17 protein-coding genes, 1 tRNA gene and 2 pseudogenes are annotated in these 18776 nt (G+C 52.1%); 6 read left to right on the top strand and 14 right to left on the bottom strand.

Annotated elements, in window-relative coordinates; all coding sequences use genetic code 11:
- Positions 1 to 366 precede the first annotated feature (366 nt).
- The 7 genes from J9253_RS00470 to J9253_RS00440 all read right to left on the bottom strand — a co-directional run bounded on the left by J9253_RS00470 (position 367) and on the right by J9253_RS00440 (position 5977).
- Positions 367 to 693: a hypothetical protein gene (locus tag J9253_RS00470; RefSeq protein WP_210222810.1), complete on the bottom strand. Its 327-nt coding sequence runs from the start codon at positions 691 to 693 to the stop codon at positions 367 to 369.
- Entirely contained in the window at positions 690 to 2477 is a 1788-nt protein-coding gene (locus J9253_RS00465) for a hypothetical protein (protein WP_210222809.1), read from the bottom strand. The genes J9253_RS00470 and J9253_RS00465 overlap by 4 nt, the downstream gene beginning before the upstream one ends.
- Positions 2478 to 2493: 16 nt before the next feature.
- Positions 2494 to 3492 (bottom strand): toprim domain-containing protein, encoded by a 999-nt coding sequence (locus tag J9253_RS00460; RefSeq protein WP_210222808.1) that lies wholly within the window; start codon positions 3490 to 3492, stop codon positions 2494 to 2496.
- Positions 3493 to 3500: 8 nt separating this feature from the next.
- Entirely contained in the window at positions 3501 to 4076 is a 576-nt protein-coding gene (locus J9253_RS00455; RefSeq protein WP_210222807.1) for a hypothetical protein, read from the bottom strand.
- Complete coding sequence (locus J9253_RS00450) at positions 4073 to 4273, bottom strand: helix-turn-helix transcriptional regulator (RefSeq protein ID WP_210222806.1); 201 nt, start codon at positions 4271 to 4273, stop codon at positions 4073 to 4075. The genes J9253_RS00455 and J9253_RS00450 overlap by 4 nt, the downstream gene beginning before the upstream one ends.
- A 101-nt stretch (positions 4274 to 4374) precedes the next feature.
- Complete coding sequence (locus J9253_RS00445) at positions 4375 to 5664, bottom strand: tyrosine-type recombinase/integrase (RefSeq protein ID WP_210222805.1); 1290 nt, start codon at positions 5662 to 5664, stop codon at positions 4375 to 4377.
- A gap of 239 nt (positions 5665 to 5903) precedes the next feature.
- Positions 5904 to 5977 (bottom strand) — tRNA-Gly (locus tag J9253_RS00440).
- A gap of 57 nt (positions 5978 to 6034) precedes the next feature.
- Between J9253_RS00440 and mutY the strand changes: the two genes are divergently transcribed.
- From mutY to J9253_RS20870, 3 genes and pseudogenes are all read left to right on the top strand, one after another.
- The gene (gene mutY / locus J9253_RS00435) at positions 6035 to 7078 is read left to right on the top strand and encodes an A/G-specific adenine glycosylase (protein ID WP_210222804.1); all 1044 of its coding nucleotides are present in this window, start codon (positions 6035 to 6037) and stop codon (positions 7076 to 7078) included.
- 17 nt (positions 7079 to 7095) lie between these two features.
- Entirely contained in the window at positions 7096 to 7362 is a 267-nt protein-coding gene (locus J9253_RS00430) for an oxidative damage protection protein (protein WP_210222803.1), read from the top strand.
- Between the two features lie 197 nt (positions 7363 to 7559).
- A pseudogene (locus J9253_RS20870) lies at positions 7560 to 8216 on the top strand (IS110 family transposase); the annotation flags it as partial.
- Between the two features lie 24 nt (positions 8217 to 8240).
- On the opposite strand, the gene tnpC reads toward J9253_RS20870, so the two are convergent.
- Positions 8241 to 9752 (bottom strand): IS66 family transposase, encoded by a 1512-nt coding sequence (tnpC, locus tag J9253_RS00425; protein WP_210222802.1) that lies wholly within the window; start codon positions 9750 to 9752, stop codon positions 8241 to 8243.
- Positions 9753 to 9802: 50 nt separating this feature from the next.
- Between tnpC and J9253_RS00420 the strand changes: the two are divergent.
- Positions 9803 to 10108, top strand: a pseudogene (locus tag J9253_RS00420) (transposase); the annotation flags it as partial.
- Between the two features lie 57 nt (positions 10109 to 10165).
- On the opposite strand, the gene J9253_RS00415 reads toward J9253_RS00420, so the two are convergent.
- Entirely contained in the window at positions 10166 to 10756 is a 591-nt protein-coding gene (locus J9253_RS00415) for a DUF1131 family protein (RefSeq protein ID WP_210222800.1), read from the bottom strand.
- 113 nt (positions 10757 to 10869) lie between these two features.
- Between J9253_RS00415 and J9253_RS00410 the strand changes: the two genes are divergently transcribed.
- Together J9253_RS00410 and J9253_RS00405 are read left to right on the top strand one after the other, a co-directional pair.
- Positions 10870 to 11748, top strand: a complete 879-nt coding sequence (locus J9253_RS00410; RefSeq protein WP_210222799.1) for a 5'-3' exonuclease — start codon at positions 10870 to 10872, stop codon at positions 11746 to 11748.
- 116 nt (positions 11749 to 11864) lie between these two features.
- Positions 11865 to 13214, top strand: coding sequence for a sigma 54-interacting transcriptional regulator (locus J9253_RS00405; protein ID WP_210222798.1), 1350 nt, complete (start codon positions 11865 to 11867; stop codon positions 13212 to 13214).
- Here J9253_RS00405 and J9253_RS00400 read toward each other — a convergent pair.
- The 5 genes from J9253_RS00400 to J9253_RS00380 are packed head-to-tail and all read right to left on the bottom strand — an operon-like array spanning position 13182 to position 18730.
- A complete protein-coding gene (locus J9253_RS00400) occupies positions 13182 to 14294 on the bottom strand; it encodes an aminotransferase class I/II-fold pyridoxal phosphate-dependent enzyme (RefSeq protein ID WP_210222797.1) in 1113 nt (370 codons plus the stop codon). The genes J9253_RS00405 and J9253_RS00400 overlap by 33 nt on opposite strands.
- 16 nt (positions 14295 to 14310) lie before the next feature.
- Complete coding sequence (locus J9253_RS00395; protein WP_210222796.1) at positions 14311 to 16125, bottom strand: hypothetical protein; 1815 nt, start codon at positions 16123 to 16125, stop codon at positions 14311 to 14313.
- Positions 16126 to 16156: 31 nt separating this feature from the next.
- The gene (locus J9253_RS00390; protein WP_038140635.1) at positions 16157 to 17425 is read right to left on the bottom strand and encodes a hypothetical protein; all 1269 of its coding nucleotides are present in this window, start codon (positions 17423 to 17425) and stop codon (positions 16157 to 16159) included.
- A gap of 10 nt (positions 17426 to 17435) precedes the next feature.
- Positions 17436 to 18080, bottom strand: a complete 645-nt coding sequence (locus J9253_RS00385) for a hypothetical protein (protein WP_210222795.1) — start codon at positions 18078 to 18080, stop codon at positions 17436 to 17438.
- A 26-nt stretch (positions 18081 to 18106) separates the two neighbouring features.
- Positions 18107 to 18730 carry a hypothetical protein gene (locus tag J9253_RS00380; protein WP_210222794.1) on the bottom strand — a complete coding sequence of 208 codons (624 nt, stop codon included), beginning with the start codon at positions 18728 to 18730 and terminating at the stop codon, positions 18107 to 18109.
- Between the last annotated feature and the right edge of the window lie 46 nt (positions 18731 to 18776).

Genomic DNA, 18776 nt, shown 5'->3' with positions numbered 1-18776 from the left:
CCACCCCACAACGCCGACCGATGAGGGAAAATGCCGGGAAGGCAGGGCAGCCCCTGCACCGAAGGCAAGCCTGCGCTGCCAGCCATGCCTTGAAACCCAGCGTTTTACCCTCGTGCTTGCCAGAAGGTGGCGGGGAAAACGGCTGCATGGACTAAAATTGGGCACTCGTGGCGGCAGGAAGGCTTTTTCGGTCAGACACTATATAGAAAAAAACGAATGCTGTATGTTCTGTATGTTGTTTAGGTGCTTCTTAAAGAAACAAGAAAAAAGAATAAGTAAAGAGTGCACCGCCCAACGAACACATCCCCTTGCTGGTGTTGTCCCCGTCCTTGCGGTTGGGGTGTGGGGAAGGCGCAAACAAAAAAACTAACAGAGTTGCGCTTTGCCGTTGGGCAGTAACACACGTTGCGCTTGATCTAAGGCGATGCGTTCTGTGGTTAGCTGGTCAAGGTTGGATTCTGCGAGGATTGCGACACGCTCTTGATAGACTTCCAACGCTTCCAATAACGCGCCAATGGGTTGCCCTGCCCTATCGGGTAGGATTGCCAGCAATAGCGGTTTGTGGGCTTTGAGAATGGCTTTCTGCTGATCGGTTGGTTTGAAGGCGCTGGACTGGATAGCCAGCCCTTCGCCGTTCCGTTGCAGTGTCACGCCGAAACCCTGCATGGTTTGCAAACAATCGCTTAAGGTCATAGTTCAGTAACAACAGTATCAGACTGTTTGTCGAGCTTGTGGATACGGTAGGGAATGGAATTTTCAGCACGCTTTAACGCTTCCACTTCGATGCTGTACACCAATAGCGCCGGGGCAAGCCGTCGCAACATCTCACCCAAACCACACGCCGATTTAGGCCACACAGCCTTGTCGTAGTGCAGCGGCTTGAAATCTTCCAGTGCTTCCATTAACTCAGTCAGTGAACCTTCAAACGTACCCTTAGCACGGATTCTTGCTACCAGTGCCAGCGCTACAGGGGAACTATCCACGCCGCGCCTTACTACTTCATCGCGGTTGCGTTCGTATGCGGCGAGGAAATCAGCGTCTTTCCCCATAGCCCGCACCATCGCTACGCCCATTTTTCCGAAGTCCCCCAGCCGGGGAATCTTGGCAAGCTGCACGTCAGGCAATTCGCGCAAGGTGTCGGAAAGCAGCGAATACAGCGCCCCCACCAGTGCCGGGTAATCCTGTTCCCATGCGGCCTTAAGGGTGGTGTCATCCTTGTATTCAACCTTTTGCAATTCAATGCAAATGGTGCGGTCGGCAAGGTCGGGGCGAGTCACAAGCTGGTTGATGCCGTTCATCACAATAGGCCGCTTGGTATCCCATGCCGCTTCATCGTCGTTGGTGTACAGCTTACGCGCCGCATCCCCGCCGCCCGTGCTGATGCTACACATAAAGTCCTGTGTTGACGTTGAAAGGTGGCTCATGTTGTTCAGACTGATAACGTGGTTGCTGATCGCGGATACACTCAAGTCTTGATTACTGCGCGGCTCTATCCTCAGCATGACGGCATTAGGGTCAACCAGTTCGCGTAAACGCTCTTGTGTGGTTGACTTGGCGGAACCCTGCCCCGCTACCAGTTCCAACACGGGGTAATGGGTATTCACGCGCATAGCGTCCAGCAACCACGCCAGCACCAACAGGCGCGAATCTTCCCCCTGAATGTTTACATGCTTCCACAAGTCGGCAATATCGCCGCCGCGCTCTGGTGTCGGCAAGGGTTTGGAACCCTGAACCCTGCGGAATTTCACCTGGCATTCATGACCCGGTATCACACGCCAGCCGCTTGGGGTCACTTCCACCACTTCCCACTGATCGTTACACAAATCCACATACACGCCGCCCTTGTCGGGGATAGGTGCATAGCGCAAGTACACCACTTGACGGGGTGCTTCGTCGGCCTCTGCGTTGATAATGTCGGTTGCTTCTTTTATGGCAGTATCCCCTGCCACTGTTCCAAAACGTTTACGGAATTCTTTACTGGCTTTGCCCTTGAACTGTTTGGATTCGAGCGCCCACACTTCCCGATGTGCTGGCAACAGTTCCCCGGTTGCTGGGTCAATTGGCTCTAACATAAAACTGGCATACGCCCGGCCTGATTCATCGCTGAACAACTCATCCGCCCAACGGCTCACCATTTCAATGAACAGGTCGGCTTTGCCTTGGCGGGGTTGCCCGCCGTCGCTACCGTCTTCGGCCTGTTCGCTGTAACGCTGTTTGGGTTGCTTGGGTGGTGCTGTCAGCTTGTCAAGGTCTGACAGGCTGATAGGTACGGCTTTCAGCTTCTTGATGCGCGACTTGATCTTCATCACGTAATAGTCATTATCCTGCACGCGAACCTTGCGCACGGCCTCAGTAAAGGCGCTTGTCAGGATGCCGGAAAAGTCCCCCTGTTCTGCCAGTGCCAGCGCCGTTTCAATGGTGCTGGTAGGGCTTGCGCCTGTGTCTGGTGGTGGCTTGGTGTAGTCCTCAATACCCATCGGTAGCGCCTCCCTGTTATTGGTTGCGCCACGACACAAGGTCGTTTACGTCGGAAAGCTCCAACGGTGCATTAATGGGGAAGTCAGGCACGACAACAGAAACCGCCGGGTATTGCGCCGCTACTGCCAGCGCCTTTTCAATGCCAACGTTTTTCCCCTTGAGCCTTTCGGTTTTGCGGTCATCATCCGCCACGATTACCAGTTTCAGGCCGGGGAACCTGCCCAGCACTGCACCGACCACAGGGGCAAGGTTGCCCGCATCAAACGCCACGATGACAGGTGTACCCGGTTCAATCGCGGCTACGGTGCAACCCGTCGCCCACCCTTCCACTACCAGCGCCCGCGCCTCTGTTGCCAGCTTCACGCCACCCAACACGGTGAACAAGCCACGCTTGCGCCCACCAGCAAGGAAACGCTTGGATCCGTCGCTGAAGATGCGTTGCAAGTTCCACAAGCGCCCGGATACGTCGTACATCGGGTTTATGATCGACGCCCCGTCTATCCTTGCGCCGTTTGGTTTGATGTTTTTCTTTTCCAGATAAGGGTAATCAAATGGCGCTGAACCAGAGGCACGCCAGATACTCACGGCTCTGGTAGCTGCCTCTTGTTGCTTTTTGGTTTCTTGGCGTTGCTTGATTGCCTTTGTCTGTTCCGCCTGTTCACGCATGGCTTGGCGCTCTTCGGCTGTCAGGTCTGGCACAAGGTCACGGCCTGCCCGCCACGTCCGCTTAATGTCTTGGCGGTAGCACTGGAAGTACCCCGCCGGGATACCGTTATCAATGTGCAAAACATAGCGGCCTGATTTATCGTCTTTCTTGCCGTTGGTGCTGAAACGGTGAATTTTCCCGTCGGCTTCGATCCGGTCAGGCGCAACTCCGATGTGTTCAATCAATGCTTTTCTGAATGCGTCGATGATGGTGTTTGTACTATACTTCGAGGGGTCAGTCGTGAATCTTGACGCCCCCGAAGCCCTGCCAGCTTGCCCGCTGGTTGGGCTTTTTTTTGTCTCTGACATTTTGCCGCCTAAATTTTTGTGAGATCGAAGGTTGGGTTTGTATAGCTTGCGTTTTGCCCGCCGTTTTCGATTGCGCTCAAACAATCTAAAAAGCCGCGCTGCCAATTGTCTTTAAGACGCTGTGTTAGCTGTCTCGTTTTGATTTCGTAAATTCCCATCGCATAAGGCGGATTTACCTCAACAAAAACATGACTGACTAACTCTATGTCGGCATTGACTGCCAACAAATGCGCCGCATAAATGGTTAGCTCCTCACGGTTGGCTATTGCCGCCGCCGGGGATGCGTCAGGGACGCTATGCAGAATAACCGCGTGATCATCGGTCAAAAAATCAAAAAAACCTGCTGCCCGCACGCTGGAAAAACGCCGTGACAAGTTAATGCTGGTAACACTTATTGTTTTTACGTCTTTCTTGGCGTGCTCAACTAGGTCATGTAGGTAATAGTCACTATCCAGCCGCGCCCGTTGCCCATCGGATAGGGCTAATGGTGCATCACGATAGGGGACGTGCAGGCTATGTGCCGGGGTTTTTTGCATTGCGGCAATTACTTGCGCTGCCCATACGGGGTTATCATTTTTTGTCATGCGGATTGCTCCCGTTTGGACTTTAGCCAAGCTTCCACGTCCGAAAGCATCCAGCGACGCGCCCGACTCGATACCAAAAATCCAGCCGGGAACTTGCCGTTTTTTATGTGGTCGTAAATCGTCGTTTTGGAAAACCCCGTTAATTGCTTGATTTCATCGAGATTTATCGCGGGGTCGGGTTTATGGATATTTAGCATCTTTGTCTCCGTTTGATTAAGTCCGATTGGACACAACAGAGAATACTAGGGCGACACCGTGCCAAACTAGGCAAAAACGGGAATAAGTTTTGTGGGGTTGGTTAGGTGGCGGCATGGGTGCGGAATGGGATTACTTTTGCACCGTGTTGCTGTGAGTCGAGGAAATCCGCCCAAAACTGCATCATTGCTACCCGTTCTGGCATGTATTGCGCCATGTAGCGATAAGCGCCCGCTATCTTGTTGTGGTCAGCGTGTGCCAGTTGCTTTTCAATGATGTGAGGCGGATAACCGGATTCATGCAACACACTGGATGCAAGCGCCCGGAAACCGTGAACGGTGGTTCGATCATTCCATCCCATGTGACGCAACACCGCCAGCAATGCATTAGCGCTTAGCCCTTTGGTTATGTCGTTAGGGTTGGCGTAAAAGATAAATTCAGAATCACCCGTGAACACGCGCACCTCTTCCAACAACTTCAAGGCTTGACGTGATAGCGGGATGATATGCGCTTGGTGCATCTTCATGTGTTCGGCTGGAATGTTCCACATTGCGTTATCCCAGTCGATTTCCTGCCATTGCGCCGCTCTGATCGTGCCAGTTCGCGCAAACGTCAACAAGGTGAACTGTAACGCCCGCCGGGTTACTTCAGGTCGGTATGCTGCCAACTCCCGCAAAAAGTCAGGCAAGTTGCCCAGGTTCAAAGCGTTAAAGTGCTTGTCTTTGGGTTTGGCTTTCATGGCTACACCCAAGTCAGGTATGGGGTTGTATTTAACCTTGCCCGTGGCGACTGCATAGCGCATTACCGCGCTCATACGCTGCTTGACCTTTGCCGCCTTGTCTAATGCGCCCTTCCCTTCCTTGATGCGGATAACTTGCAGGAAGTCGAGCGCATCCAGTGAGGCAATCGCCCGCCCGCCTATGTTGGGGAATATATCCGCCTCCAAACATCGCAACACTTGCGCCGCGTTGCTCTCAGTCCAGCGGTTTAACTGGTTATCGTGCCATTCAAGCGCCACCTCTTTGAAGGTGTTGGCGGTTTCCTGAATCTTGGTGCGGTGTCTATGGGTGTTTGCGTCTATGCCCTGCTTGATCAATCCCTTGATTTCGTACAGCTTGGTACGCGCCTGCAACAAGCTAACGTGAGGCGGTTTCTTGTCGTTGCGGTACTGCCCTATGGTGTAAACAGTCTGCTTTTTGGTGGTCGGGTTAATGTAGCGGTGAATCCAGTACTTTTTACCGTTGGGTCTAACTTCCAGTTGCAAGCCGTCGCCATAGGTCAGCCGGTAAAGCTTATCTTTCGATGGGGCGGTTTGCGCCTCTTTGTCAGTGCTTGCCGTGTGCTTTGGTGCATTATCAGGGGTTGGGGCTTGTTCTGAATCTGTATCACTCATGGGAAAACTCAAACTTAATCAGCGTAAGGGTTTCAGGGTGTTTACTACATGACCCACTACACGCGGCTTCAGCTTCATGGCGTTTTGTAGAAAACTTCATGTAGTATCTAATACATGAAAAAAAGGCTTTAGCAATCCACTAACGAACGCTAACGGACAACATTCTAAGGAATATCAAGGAACTTAGGAAGAAATACCGGACTACTTAGAACTAATCAGAACGCTATAGAATTGACTCTTGGAGCGGGTGAAGGGAATCGAACCCTCGTATGCAGCTTGGGAAGCTGCCGTTCTACCATTGAACTACACCCGCCTATGGGATACCGTAAGCAGGCTGCTATTGTAGAGCGTTTTTGCCGAGACAACAATCATGATTCCTGAATTTGCTAATAAAGTGCTGATCTGGTTCGACCAGCACGGGCGGAAAGACTTGCCATGGCAGCAACATCCTACCCCTTACCGTGTGTGGGTGTCGGAAATCATGTTGCAACAAACTCAGGTTGCCACCGTTATCCCCTATTACGGGCGCTTCATGCAGCGTTTCCCCGATGTACTGACCTTAGCCGATGCACCACAAGACGATGTGCTGAAACTGTGGGAAGGCTTGGGCTATTACAGCCGCGCCCGCAACTTGCACAAAACCGCACAGCGGGTACGCGACGAGTACGCCTGCGTATTCCCCACCGATAGGGCTGACATGGAAACCTTATCGGGTATCGGGCGTTCCACCGCTGCCGCCATCCTCTCCCTCAGCCACGGGCAAGCACACGCCATTCTGGACGGCAACGTCAAGCGCGTCTTGGCACGTTACCACGCCGTCGCAGGCTGGAGCGGCGAACCCCGCACCCTCAAACAGCTCTGGGAACATGCTGAACACCACTTGCCCACCCAGCGCAATGCCGACTACACCCAGGCGATGATGGATATGGGTGCAACCTTGTGTACCCGCAGCAAACCGCTGTGCCTGCTATGTCCGTTACAAGACGGCTGCAAGGCTTTCCAGCAAGGCAAACCACAAGACTACCCCGGCAAGCGCCCCAAAAAAGACTTACCCGAAAAAACTGCGCTCGCCTTGTTGCTACGTAATAGCGATGGTGAGCTGCTACTCCAGCACCGCCCGCCTACCGGCATTTGGGGTGGCTTATGGAGCTTTCCCGAATTTGCCGATGAAACGGCTATGGCAGACTGGCTAGCGCAGCACTTCGCCCAAACCTGCATAGTAGCGGCACGTTTGCCAACACTGACCCACACTTTTTCGCATTACCGCCTGCATTTACAGCCCTTACAGGTCGATTTAGACGCGCACCCTGCACGGATAATGGAAGGCAACGGCTGGCTCTGGTATAAAGCAGACACACATTTTACTGGCGGGCTATCAGCCGCAGTCCGGCAGTTTTTCCAGAACATTGAGTAAACGACTGAGGAAACAACATGACACGAATGGTGAACTGCGTACATTTAGGCCGCGAAGCAGAAGGGCTGGAGCGCCCAACCTACCCCGGCGCACTGGGCGTGCGTATTTACGAACACATTTCCAAAGAAGCATGGGGTCTGTGGTTGAAGCAACAAACCATGTTCATCAACGAATACCGCCTCAGCACCATCAACGCTAAAGACCGCAAATTCCTGCAAGAAGAAATGGAAAAGTTCTTCTTTGGCGAAGGCGCCAGCACGATTGATAATTTCAAGCCGGTTTAACCCCCCATCCCCAGCCCTAGTATCTGGGAAGAATCATCCCGGATGTACTAAACAAGGAGTTTTCAGGATGTGGCAGGCCGCCAGCCCTTTGGGTGAACCCCGTGGGGAAGCTTGGGTCGCCACATCCAATTCTTGAAGAACCCGAACAGTTGCCAGGGAACAACCCGCATCATCGGCTAGGATGGGAGTACAGGAACATGGAACAAACCCAAGAAACATTTATCGGCATTGATGTTTCCAAAGCACATCTGGATGTTCATGGTTTGCCTTCTGGCGAAGCATGGCAAGCAGATAACACCAGCACCGGAATAACCGGATTGGTCGAAAAGTTGTTGCTTTGGAATGCCAGCCTGATTGTCATGGAAGCGACAGGTGGATTGGAAACGCCCATTGCCTGTGCCTTGATGGAAGCTGGCTTACCCGTTGCCGTAGTGAATCCCCGGCAAGCACGGGATTTTGCTAAAGCAATGGGGCAACTCGCCAAGACGGACAAAGTGGATGCGCGATTACTGGCCTTATTCGGAGAACGTATCCGCCCCGAAGTCCGTCCTTTGAAAGATGCTGAGCAGCAACTTTTTAGCCAATTGCTGGCACGTCGCCGTCAGTTGGTGGAGATACGAGTTGCCGAACAAAACCGTTGGTTTATGGCACAAGGTAGCGTCCGTGGGAATATCGAACAGCACCTTGAATGGCTCAAGCAGCACATTGACGATGTGGACAAAGACTTGGGGCAATTCGTGCAGGCCAGCCCCGTATGGAAAGCGAAGGAAGACCTGCTGAAGAGTTTCAAAGGTGTGGGACGTATTGCCAGTTTCACCTTGCTAGCCTCCCTACCGGAACTGGGGACGCTCGACGTAACTGTTCACGGAGCAGCCCCCTTAAGCGGCAATAAGTCCAGTCACCGGATTCAATACTTGCGGAGGGGGAATAGGCAAACGCACCGTCACCGGCTTTTTAGCCAATGCCTGCTGACACGCTTGGCGGATAATTCGGTAAGCGCTGATACCTAGGCGTTTGCAGGTTTCCACGATAGTCAGTATTAACGGGCGGAATTGATCACCTCGGAAAGATTGGCTAAAAAAGCTGGTCTTACGCCAGATGACATAGGGGCGGATAGCCCGTTCGGCAGCATTGTTGGTCAGAGGAACACCGGAATGACGCAAAAATGTCCATAACATCAGGTCATCATCCCGTAAGCGTTGGCACTGGTTGGCGGTTTTAGTCGGCTTATCAGGATGTTGTGCTTGACGTAAGCCGCTACCTACTACCAATGTCTGGCGGAAGGCTTCGCGGAGTTTATCCATGCGTTGCCGGTACAACCTGTCCGAGTAAGCACCTGCGAGCTTGCGGTTATGCAAGTGGACAATCAGGCGTGCCAGACGCAGCAAACGCTTCCCTAAGATGCCTGCACGCCCGTAACGTTGTGCTATTTTTTTGAACTTACGGATAATGTGCGCCCAGCACAGTTGCCGTCGTTCATTGGGGTGGTGATTATAGCCGCCGTGCTGGTCGGTCACGAGTACGCCATTGAATTTTCCCAGCAATTCGTCCGCTGCACCTTTGCCGCGTGAGTAATGCGTCATGAAGTACACCACCTGTGGCGAACACATCACCCATAACCATTCACGTTCGCGCCCACGGTAGTGACTGGTTTCATCCGCGTTTACCACCGGGCTGCTACGCACTGCATCACCCGCCTGAGCATATAAGGGTGCTAACCAACGGCTGACGGGGGCAGTAGCCTCACTGATCGCACCGCTACTGAAGGATAACTGCCATTGTTCTTCCAGCAGTAACTGGATTTGCCGCGTGGACAGGCGGCACGCCCCGTTCATCAGGGTGATCCAACTGATCAAGCCAGCACCCATCTGCCCGCTGGGGATGTCTTCGGGTAACTCGGCTACCTGACGTTTCCCGCAGCAACTACACGTACCCGCATACAGGCGGTGTTCCGTTACTTGATAAGCAACTTCCGGTAGGTCAAATACCTGATGACGCTGGCTCGGCGTGGTTTCCAGCACCAGATGACCACCACAACGGCAACAGCCTTCGGGATAGTAATGCTGGATAGCATCCAGGCGTGATTCCTCCACCAAGGTGCGTTCATGTTTGCTGTGTCCTGGCTGACCGCCGCGTTTTAACGGGCTTTTCGGTTTGCGCTCGCGTTGGGCGCGTTGTTCGGGCGTGTCACGTGACGGGGGGTTAGAGGAGGTGGCGGAGGAGTCATTCAGGCGTTCTTTCAGTTCTGTCAGTTCCGCTTCCAGTTGTTTTACCCGTGCCTGCAACGCAACCACCAACGTCAGCAGATCACGGTTAAGCTGCTGAGAAGCTGCCAAATCGGTTGGCAACGCAATATCAGTAAAATCGGTGGTGATCGTTAGCTCGTTCATCTTTCAAGCATAGCTCAGACTCTGGCAGTTGCAAGCCCGTGAACAGTTACACGCTCGACCGGAAAGAAATAGCGGCCTTGGCAGGTCTCGCGCCCTTCAACCGTGACAGTGGCACGATGCGCGGAAAACGTGCTATCTGGGGTGGACGGGCTGAAGTAAGGAGTTTGCTGTATATGGTGGCGTTAGTAGCATCAAGGAGTAACAATACCATCAAGAAATTTTATGAAAAACTTGTTCAGGCAGGCAAACCCAAGAAGGTTGCACTCACTGCCTGCATGAGAAAAATCCTGACCATCCTGAATGCAATGGTCAGGGATAATCAACCTTGGAACCCACAAGGGAAACAACATGCTTGACATAACATCAAGACAGTTGCTTCCCCCGCAAGGGGTGAAGGGAGCAAGAGAGGCTTCTTATTTCGCGGGTGGTTTCCAGATGATGGCTTCCATTTGCCACTTGGCCAGCACGTCTTTAGGGGGTACGGAACCATTCGGGCCATTCCAAGTTCCGCCGAACAAATACAGCACATTGCCGGTTTTTGGCGCATAGCACAGCACTTTTCCAGAAAATTCTTCTGAACCTGCTGCACATTCTTCCGTTGCACCAAAAGTGTAAACATCGGTGAATTTAGAGCCAATAGAATGACCGAGGCGATTGCCAATCAGGTTATCATCCACCATCACCGAGAAAACTTTTTCTTGCTTTGCATCCGGGTTAATCGTCAACAATGGCTTCATACCCTTGCTCACGGTAATGACCGGGTATTCCTCACCATCAGCATAATTGGTACGTTGCGCCACGTTAAGCCCTTGAAAAGCCATGGTAATATCATGCAGATTAAATGGCGTCTCACCATTGATAGGCCCAATACCATCCACGGAGAGCATCTCTAGTGGCTTCACCGCTAGTGGCATCACTACAGCGGATTGCTTATCACAAGCGGCTACCCCAAACAGGGTGGATGTTGCCAGTAGCACCCATCCCATTGCACGCAGATTCAGCATGTCCTCTCCTTCAATAATCACTATCAATTCATTCTTTCATAAAAAGCCTAGCCGTGCATTTTTATAGTTCTATGTTTATAGTCCAGAAACTTATTCGCCACCTGAAAAATACCATGCCTGAAAACCCTGTCTGGCTAATTGACGCCAGCATTTACGTATTCCGCCCCTGGTTCGTGCGCCAGCCCATTCCGCTGGATCGCGACGGCAATCCGGTAAACGCCGTGCTGGGTTTCCTGCGCTTCGTTTACAACCTGCTACAAACCGAACAGCCGCAGCAAATCGGCTTCGCTTTTGATACCAGCCTGAAAACGTCCACCCGTAAGACCATTTACCCCGCTTATAAAGCCAACCGTTCCCCCACCCCGGACGAACTCAAATATCAATTTCAACTGTGCCGCGACTTTCTGGATGCGCTAGGCATTGTGCAAACCGCCAGCCAGCACTTTGAAGCCGACGACGTAATCGGCACTTGGGCAAAACAGCAACAAGCCATCGGCACGCCTTGCATGATCATCAGCGGCGACAAAGATTTGACCCAACTGGTCGGCGAACACGACATCTGGTGGGATTACGGCAGGCGCACACCGCTACCGCCCGGCGGGGTGAAAAAAGAATTCGGGGTATGGCCTGCGCAAATTCCCGATCAGTTAGCCATCGCGGGTGATATAGCCGACAATATTCCCGGCATTCCGGGCATTGGCATGTCGACCGCTGCCAAGCTGTTGCAGAAATTCAGCAGTGTGGAAATGTTGCTGTCGCGCATCCCCGAAATCGGGCTAATGAAAACCCGTGGGGCGAAACGCTTGCAAGGTTTGGTGGAAGAACATCAGGCGACGCTACGGCTGGCACGGCAGTTGACCGGTATTCATTGCGAAGTGCCGGAAGTGCCGGTGGATTTGCGGCGCGGGGAGAAAGACTTGGTAAAATTACAAGCACTGTGCGACAAGCTACAACTTACCGAACAACAATTCAAACTCTGGGCTGACACCTAGTCATAGAAAATACCAATGACACTCTCCCCCACAAACCCACTCTCATAAGCTATATATTAAGCAGAAGAAAATTATATCACGCAGAAAACTGGGCACATAATGCGAGGGCGATCATCATGTTGGGCTGGGTATCCATAGAAAAAGATGCCGCAACGCGCGAATGTGCGTCGTGGGTAAATGCACTTTGCCAAGCAACACATCACCCCCCCACACAGGCACTACAGCACAGCGAACAGCCGGGTGTATTGATCGCCAATACCATCGACAATGAACTACTGGAAAAATTACCCCATTATGCGGAACAAGCCAGCCACCGCATGATTCTGGTTTGCTGCCAACCTCAACTCACGCTGGAACAACAACTTCACCTGATTGCCGCTGGCGTATCGCACCTGTTTTGCTGGCAAAACCCCAACAGCTTGCTGCAAGCAGTACTAGGACAATTGCAACGCTGGGCGCAAATCGACCGTATTTTAAGTGCGCGAGCCATTCGTGAACAGATCATCGGTCAGAGTCCAACATGGCTAAACGTCTTGCGCAATACCGTTGAAATTGGGCGCTACTCCCATGCGAATGTCCTGTTATTGGGCGAGCCTGGTACCGGCAAGGAATTGATTGCACGTTTATTACACACCGTCGATCAACGTGAACACAAACAAGATCTGGTGGTACTGGACTGCACCACTGTCGTACCCGAACTGGCAGGCAGTGAATTTTTTGGGCATGAAAAAGGCGCATTCACCAATGCCATCCGCACCCGTGAAGGCATGTTTGAGCAAGCGGCGGGCGGCACCTTGTTTCTGGATGAAGTAGGCGAACTTCCCGCATTTCTGCAAGCATCCTTACTGCGCGTGATTCAGGAAAAAGCCTATAAACGGGTAGGGGGCGACCGCTGGCAAACCCTCGATTTTCGACTGGTGAGTGCCACCAATCGTGATCTGGAAACAGAACAGCGCCACGGCACCTTCCGCCAAGACTTTTTCCACCGCATTGCCAGCAATATCATTCGCCTGCCACCGCTGCGAATGCGTAAGGATGATATTCCGCTGTTACTCGACAAATTCCTGCACGAAGAATTTACCGAACCACCCGCCGTCGATCCAACACTCATTTACGCCCTGCAAGCCCATGACTTTCCCGGCAACGTGCGCGAGTTACGGCAATTAGTCAGAGCCATGTGCGGGCGTTATAACGGCTACGGCGCATTATCCACCAATGATATTCCGCGTGATTACCTACAAAAGATTGGAGCAACCTATTTCGCCGATTATGAGGCAAGTTTCCATCAACCCGTACTCACCGCCTTGCATCACGGTATGGATTTGAAAACACTCAAAGAATACGTTGCCGATATTGCCCGCACCCTGACCCTTCAGGAAGAACACGGCAATATGGCAAAAGCCGCCGAACGCTTGGGAATAACCGTGCGCTCCCTACAACAGTTCCGGGCTAAATGGACACCCTGACCTGACGCGCCCACGCATGGGTGTTGGCAACTGCGCCACCGCTTGGGTCAACAATATCACCAAGTGCCGAATATCTTCCCGCCGATGCCCTGCCCGCAACACCACCGTCAAGGCACAAGCACCGCTGTCGCTGCGGGTCACCACGGTTTCCACCTGGCGCTGACGCAGGTAACGGTAGATCGCCACACACTGCCAGTCATAGGGGAAAACCAGCTTCTGCACTGGAAAGATCCCACCTTCCCAGTGAATGCCTACGCCCTGTAACTGCGCCTGAAAATAATGGATATGCCCGACCAACGACCGGCGTCGCCTTCCGCCTGTTTGTGCATTCTGCTGAAGGGCGTGCAGCGCATGTTCCACAAGCCAAGGCGACGGCGGGCTGCAATAGGTACGGGTATGCGACTGTTGCCGAAAACAGTCGACCACGGCTGCATTCCCCGACAACACCGCCACCGGCGTACCTAATGCCTTGGCAAGCGAGGTAATCAGCACCACTTGTTCTGTGGCAACACCAACCCACGGCAAAATACCACCGCCACCGCCCCCAAACGGTAATTGCCGTGACGGGTTATGCCCCAACAAGCCACAGGTTTGCGTATCGTCCAACACTAACAAACCGCGCCGACCGCTCAACAACTTTAAGCAGGATTTAACGGCGAAAGGCTGATTACGGCGCAATGACCAACTATCTGCCACCACCATCACTAGACTTGCCGGTGACACCTGTGCCAATTGTTTTGCCAATTCAGCCATATCCCGGAACGTCTGCAACCGCTGTGGTGTAAACGCACGCTTTGCCAATAACTGGATGAAGGGGTAGGTATCCTGCGCCATGAATACCTGCACGGGCGTTTGGCGCACCAACTCAAACCAGTCCCAGAACAGATGCAAGGTAGACATACCCAGCACTGCTGCCGCTTGCCCCTGCATGGCTGCCATTTGCTTAGCCAATAAGCGTTCCTGACTTGACTCGAACAATACAGCAGGCATCCCGGTCGCTACTGGCTGCGTTACCCTGAGCGGATAAGGGCTCAGATCAAGGTAATGCGCACGATTAAAATGCAGCACAGGCGTATTCATGCAGGCTCCTCAGGGCTCAGGATGCCTCACGTTGCAATAGCCAATACGAAGGTGGTTTAGTATCCAACGCCGTTTGCGCCATCGGTTCTGTCAGATCGACACCTGTCACCGCTCGGTAAGCATGTGCATAACGCTGGATGTCATCACGCCAGAAAACCGCCCACGACAATGCGACTTCGCTTTTATCTATCTGACTCCAAGAGGCAAAGCGAATAGACAGCAACAAACGCTCACCCGTCTGTGCCAAATCCACAAAATGAGTAGTTGCCGTACCTGACCAACCTTGTAACCGTTTCATACCATCGACCCGATCCATCCACCGCTCTTTTTGGGGAACCATGGTGCGTCCACCAATAAATTCACGCATTTCTGGGCGAGCTAACATCCACTGCATCATCAGCATTTCCTTACGCGCGACCCAAGGCAAATCACCGTATTGGTTATGCGCCCCTTCTGCCAAAATGAGATGCACTTCACGCAACGCATTCAGCAAAGGAAAAGCATCCGCCTTGATGGTTGTATCATCGTATGAACGAAAGAAACGATGTGCCAAATTCAACAACTGGTGGAATGCCCCCAGAAAACGCGAACGGCTATCGGCTGTTTTGATTTTTGGCACCGCTTTACCTGCCAAGGAAAAACCATAGTGATGATCGTATTCATAAGCACGGCGAATCAATGAAAGACGCGAAGGTTCATCTTGAATATAACCCCATAACAAATTACTCATTGGACGCAAGGGATCAATATCCATCCGTGCCAATGGGTCCACATTACCGGCACGCACGTTCTGGAAACGGCGGGTAATAGCATTCATCGTTTGCACTAGCAAGCTTTCTTCCATCCAATAAGACCAAATCAGCTCTATCATGGTAGGACAAGCAGCCCGCGCAGTAGAAATACCATAGCAAGACTCACCTTCTTTCTCTTTAGTATTGATAGAAAAACCCAAGGCCATACCGCTTTTCAAGGGTAATTCACCCAGTTTTTCCCGAATCAATTGCATATACGGCAAAGGCAGAGGCTGTGACACATCATGTTTAATACCCAACAAGTAATCATCTTTTAATTTTTGTGCATTCTGACGCCACTTATCCAGCAGATTGGTACCAGGATCATCTTTATCAATAAATCTCAGCCAGTTTTCGAGCATGTTGTCATCCTCAACAACACCGCACTCCTCTTTAAGAAAACAGTCGGTTGCCATATTCAACGCATCATAAGCATTAGACCCTTGAAATGAAATTCCTGTCACCTCATTAGCTTGTCTATAAGCTTTTGATTCCTCTGAATTCAAACAAAAAACACCATTTAAGTATTGTCCATAAGCATCAAATGAAATAGCTCCCGTTCTCTCTTTCACAACCTCCCATAGAACACTTTCGTAACTAGGGCGCTTGCTTGCTGGTTGCAAACTAACAGGAACGGCCTCATCTCGACTACTCTTCTTAATAAAACTGGAAGCATCAATCACAACGCCTTTTGCAAGCTCCTCTATTTCATCTATATGAAAAACCTTTCCTTTAAAAAGGATAGAGCTACTTTTCCCAATAGACTGAGACTTATTGACAGATGCCTCAACAAATCCCTGATCTAGCCAAACAAGTAGAACTACTGAATCGTCATCTATATTTTCTTTTGCTTTATATGTAGCAGAAAAACAGAAGGCAACCTCCTTCTCATCCAAAGTACACTCATCCGGTTTAACATCAAGTATCTCCGAATGAAAGACACCATTAGATCTATAAGTGAAATTTAGTTTCTTTATGTTTGAAAACAATAATTCTTTCTTAAAAACACTGAAACTTATGATGCTTTGTGTAGTTCCCATCACTCACTCTCCTGCATACCACAGTATGCGTTTACGATTTGCTAACGGCATCGACTTTGCCAATGCCCGAATTCTCCAGCGCCCAATGGTTAAATAAGCGCTTCAATAGTTCTGCTTCATTGGCCGCACCTAATGCGCCATCCTCACGCGCTTGCCCGAAGACCGCGAATACCTCGCCGGGTGGATGGTTGTACATAACGGGTGGATTCTGCTGCCATTGCCTGAAGCGTCGTCGCAATAGTTCTGGTTGCCGCGCCGCCAAAGGAAATAATTCCACCAAGCGTCTGCCCCCCATAGCGGTCGGTTTAAACGCCAATAAGGTACGGGCAAACTCGGGCAAACTTTTCAATAAAGCCTCAACTATTGCACGCTCAGGCGGACTCACGCTGCGAAGCGGATACATCGCCTCCCAACGCTCCCGAAGGCGTTGCCATTGCGGGTCGGGAAACAGCAGCTCACCCAAGTGGCAACTGATCTGCACCCGCATCCACGGAAACGGGTGCGGTGCATCCATACTGATACGAAACACAAATGCCCGTGGCAACATAACCACCAGCATCAACCCCGCCGTTGCTGTCACCCCTAGCTGTGCCAATGCCCAAAAGTCGGCGAGAATTTCTGAACGCCAACGTATCCAGAAGTCCCACACCTGACCCGGCTGACGCTGCGCCTGCAAGGTCTCACCAAAATTTTTGACCAAATCCAGTTGTGCAGCGCCCTGATGCCCCACTTCATGAAACAGGGATGAAGCAATCCCACCACCCACCATGCGCTCACGTGGAACCCGCACAATACTGACAGGGTTAGCAACGCCACCCGGTAGCCTAGTTCGCGCCCGCCGAATAGCCGCACCATGCCCACGTTCCAAATAACAGATCATCGGCAATGGCTCGTAATCCCCCCCCGGCTTGCGTAAAGCATCCTGCGCAGCATAATCCAACGCCGACATCCACACGCCGTGCTCATACTCACCGCGCTGGGTCAGTACATCCGCAAAGATGTCCAACTGATCCAGTACCGCATTGAAACGTAACTTCACCACGGTGAATTGGCGTTGCACCACGGTCGGCTTAGCCACCCTACCCGTCGGACTGTGCAGCCACTGGCGAAACCCTAAAATGCGTTGGCGTTGCTGGTTACATTGCTCACGCATGTGCACTTCAATCGTGTGTAAAATTTCCTGACTCGGCGATGATGCGGCCACCATCGGCATGGTTCTGGAAAACGGCAAGACCGATTCCAGACGGCTCAGCAAGGCACTCGCCTCCTGATCCAGGTAAGCATTCAGAGCAGCCGACATCACACACCTCCTAAAGGCCGAACAGAATGATCTTATTACCCTGCCGTACCCACGTACCGCGTTTACCAGATACTCCCCTCTCCATTGGTGGGAAATACTGCTGACAAGCCTTGGTGACAATCGTTTTGACCGCAGCCGGTGGCGAGCTTGGTGGTAAGCGTGCCATCTGTTTCCCGGTTGTCTGCGCTGCTTGTACCACTTTGCGGGCAACATTCAGTGCAGCCCGGTTTTTGGCAGCACTCGGCATTTCACCAAACAAACGACTGGCACTTTGATCCACCCAACCACGGGCGGCATCGGAACCTTTGTTCACTAAATCGTTCCCAATTCCCTTCCAAGCTTGTTTCAAATGCGGCTGGGCGGTTTTGTACAAAAAGCGTCCTGCTTGTTTGGCTAACGGCACTGCCCGCTTCGCGGCGCGGCGGATCAAGCCTCCCAAGAACTGCTCCATTTCCGCTTCGCTTTCCAACTCCAGCATCTCGCTTGCTAGCGCGTCTTCTGGGTCCAGATCAGCCTCAGCTTCAAACTCGTCAGCGGTTTCAAACTCGAATTCATCTTGGGTTTCCCATTCATTCTCTGCACCCCATTCTGATTCGCCGTCATTTTCCCATTCACTTTGCACCCCACGTAACAGGGTTCCATCAATATCGTGCATGACATCTCTCCTTTTGCCTGAATTGTTTAAACACCCAATAAAATGATGCGATTACCACTTCTGACCCAACGCCCGGAACTGGCACGTCCACTGCGTGATGGCTGGCGATTTTGCAGCAAACCCGGCGCGTGCAGGCGGGCAGCATTCTGAATAGCACGATTCACCACCACATCCGGGGTTCCACGCTTGTTATTGCGGGCAGCAGCAGTCGTGGTAGCCCCTGCTAAACGCACAAACCGACGCGCCACTTCAAACTCCATGTCTTCTGGGCTCATGCCCTCCATCTCCAGCTCAAACAGGGAACTGGCAACCGAACCCAATTTGCCGCCAATCGCCCCGCCCACTCCCGGCACAACAAAATTGCCCAAAGCCGCACCCGCTACTGGCAATGCTTTTTTAGCCAACCCTTTCAGAAAACCACCGACCGCTTTACCGGCTGGGGAACGCACAAAACTGCCGACACCCTTAGCCGCTTTCTTAATCAATTTACCGAGGAATTCCTCTAACTCCTCATCCGAACCCACTTCCAATAACTCAGCCGCCAACTCCATTTCCTGCTGCTCGCTAAACGGGCGTGACAGACTAGGTTCCTCGAATTCATTCTCGAACTCGTCTTCAAATTCAAAATTTTCGAACTCTGCTGTGTACATGATGTTTTCTCCCTAACGAAATACGTTTCCAATCACATTAGAGATA

Source organism: Thiothrix litoralis, assembly GCF_017901135.1.
GTDB classification, from domain to species: domain Bacteria; phylum Pseudomonadota; class Gammaproteobacteria; order Thiotrichales; family Thiotrichaceae; genus Thiothrix; species Thiothrix litoralis.
This window is presented reverse-complemented; position numbering and strand designations above follow the sequence as displayed.

Bases quoted from the DNA above. Each gene is read 5' to 3' on its own strand.
- J9253_RS00470 (WP_210222810.1), bottom strand. From the start codon at position 693: ATGACCTTAAGCGATTGTTTGCAAACCATGCAGGGTTTCGGCGTGACA.
- J9253_RS00465 (WP_210222809.1), bottom strand. From the start codon at position 2,477: ATGGGTATTGAGGACTACACCAAGCCACCACCAGACACAGGCGCAAGC.
- J9253_RS00460 (WP_210222808.1), bottom strand. From the start codon at position 3,492: ATGTCAGAGACAAAAAAAAGCCCAACCAGCGGGCAAGCTGGCAGGGCT.
- J9253_RS00455 (WP_210222807.1), bottom strand. From the start codon at position 4,076: ATGACAAAAAATGATAACCCCGTATGGGCAGCGCAAGTAATTGCCGCA.
- J9253_RS00450 (WP_210222806.1), bottom strand. From the start codon at position 4,273: ATGCTAAATATCCATAAACCCGACCCCGCGATAAATCTCGATGAAATC.
- J9253_RS00445 (WP_210222805.1), bottom strand. From the start codon at position 5,664: ATGAGTGATACAGATTCAGAACAAGCCCCAACCCCTGATAATGCACCA.
- mutY (WP_210222804.1), top strand. From the start codon at position 6,035: ATGATTCCTGAATTTGCTAATAAAGTGCTGATCTGGTTCGACCAGCAC.
- J9253_RS00430 (WP_210222803.1), top strand. From the start codon at position 7,096: ATGACACGAATGGTGAACTGCGTACATTTAGGCCGCGAAGCAGAAGGG.
- tnpC (WP_210222802.1), bottom strand. From the start codon at position 9,752: ATGAACGAGCTAACGATCACCACCGATTTTACTGATATTGCGTTGCCA.
- J9253_RS00415 (WP_210222800.1), bottom strand. From the start codon at position 10,756: ATGCTGAATCTGCGTGCAATGGGATGGGTGCTACTGGCAACATCCACC.
- J9253_RS00410 (WP_210222799.1), top strand. From the start codon at position 10,870: ATGCCTGAAAACCCTGTCTGGCTAATTGACGCCAGCATTTACGTATTC.
- J9253_RS00405 (WP_210222798.1), top strand. From the start codon at position 11,865: ATGTTGGGCTGGGTATCCATAGAAAAAGATGCCGCAACGCGCGAATGT.
- J9253_RS00400 (WP_210222797.1), bottom strand. From the start codon at position 14,294: ATGAATACGCCTGTGCTGCATTTTAATCGTGCGCATTACCTTGATCTG.
- J9253_RS00395 (WP_210222796.1), bottom strand. From the start codon at position 16,125: ATGGGAACTACACAAAGCATCATAAGTTTCAGTGTTTTTAAGAAAGAA.
- J9253_RS00390 (WP_038140635.1), bottom strand. From the start codon at position 17,425: ATGTCGGCTGCTCTGAATGCTTACCTGGATCAGGAGGCGAGTGCCTTG.
- J9253_RS00385 (WP_210222795.1), bottom strand. From the start codon at position 18,080: ATGCACGATATTGATGGAACCCTGTTACGTGGGGTGCAAAGTGAATGG.
- J9253_RS00380 (WP_210222794.1), bottom strand. From the start codon at position 18,730: ATGTACACAGCAGAGTTCGAAAATTTTGAATTTGAAGACGAGTTCGAG.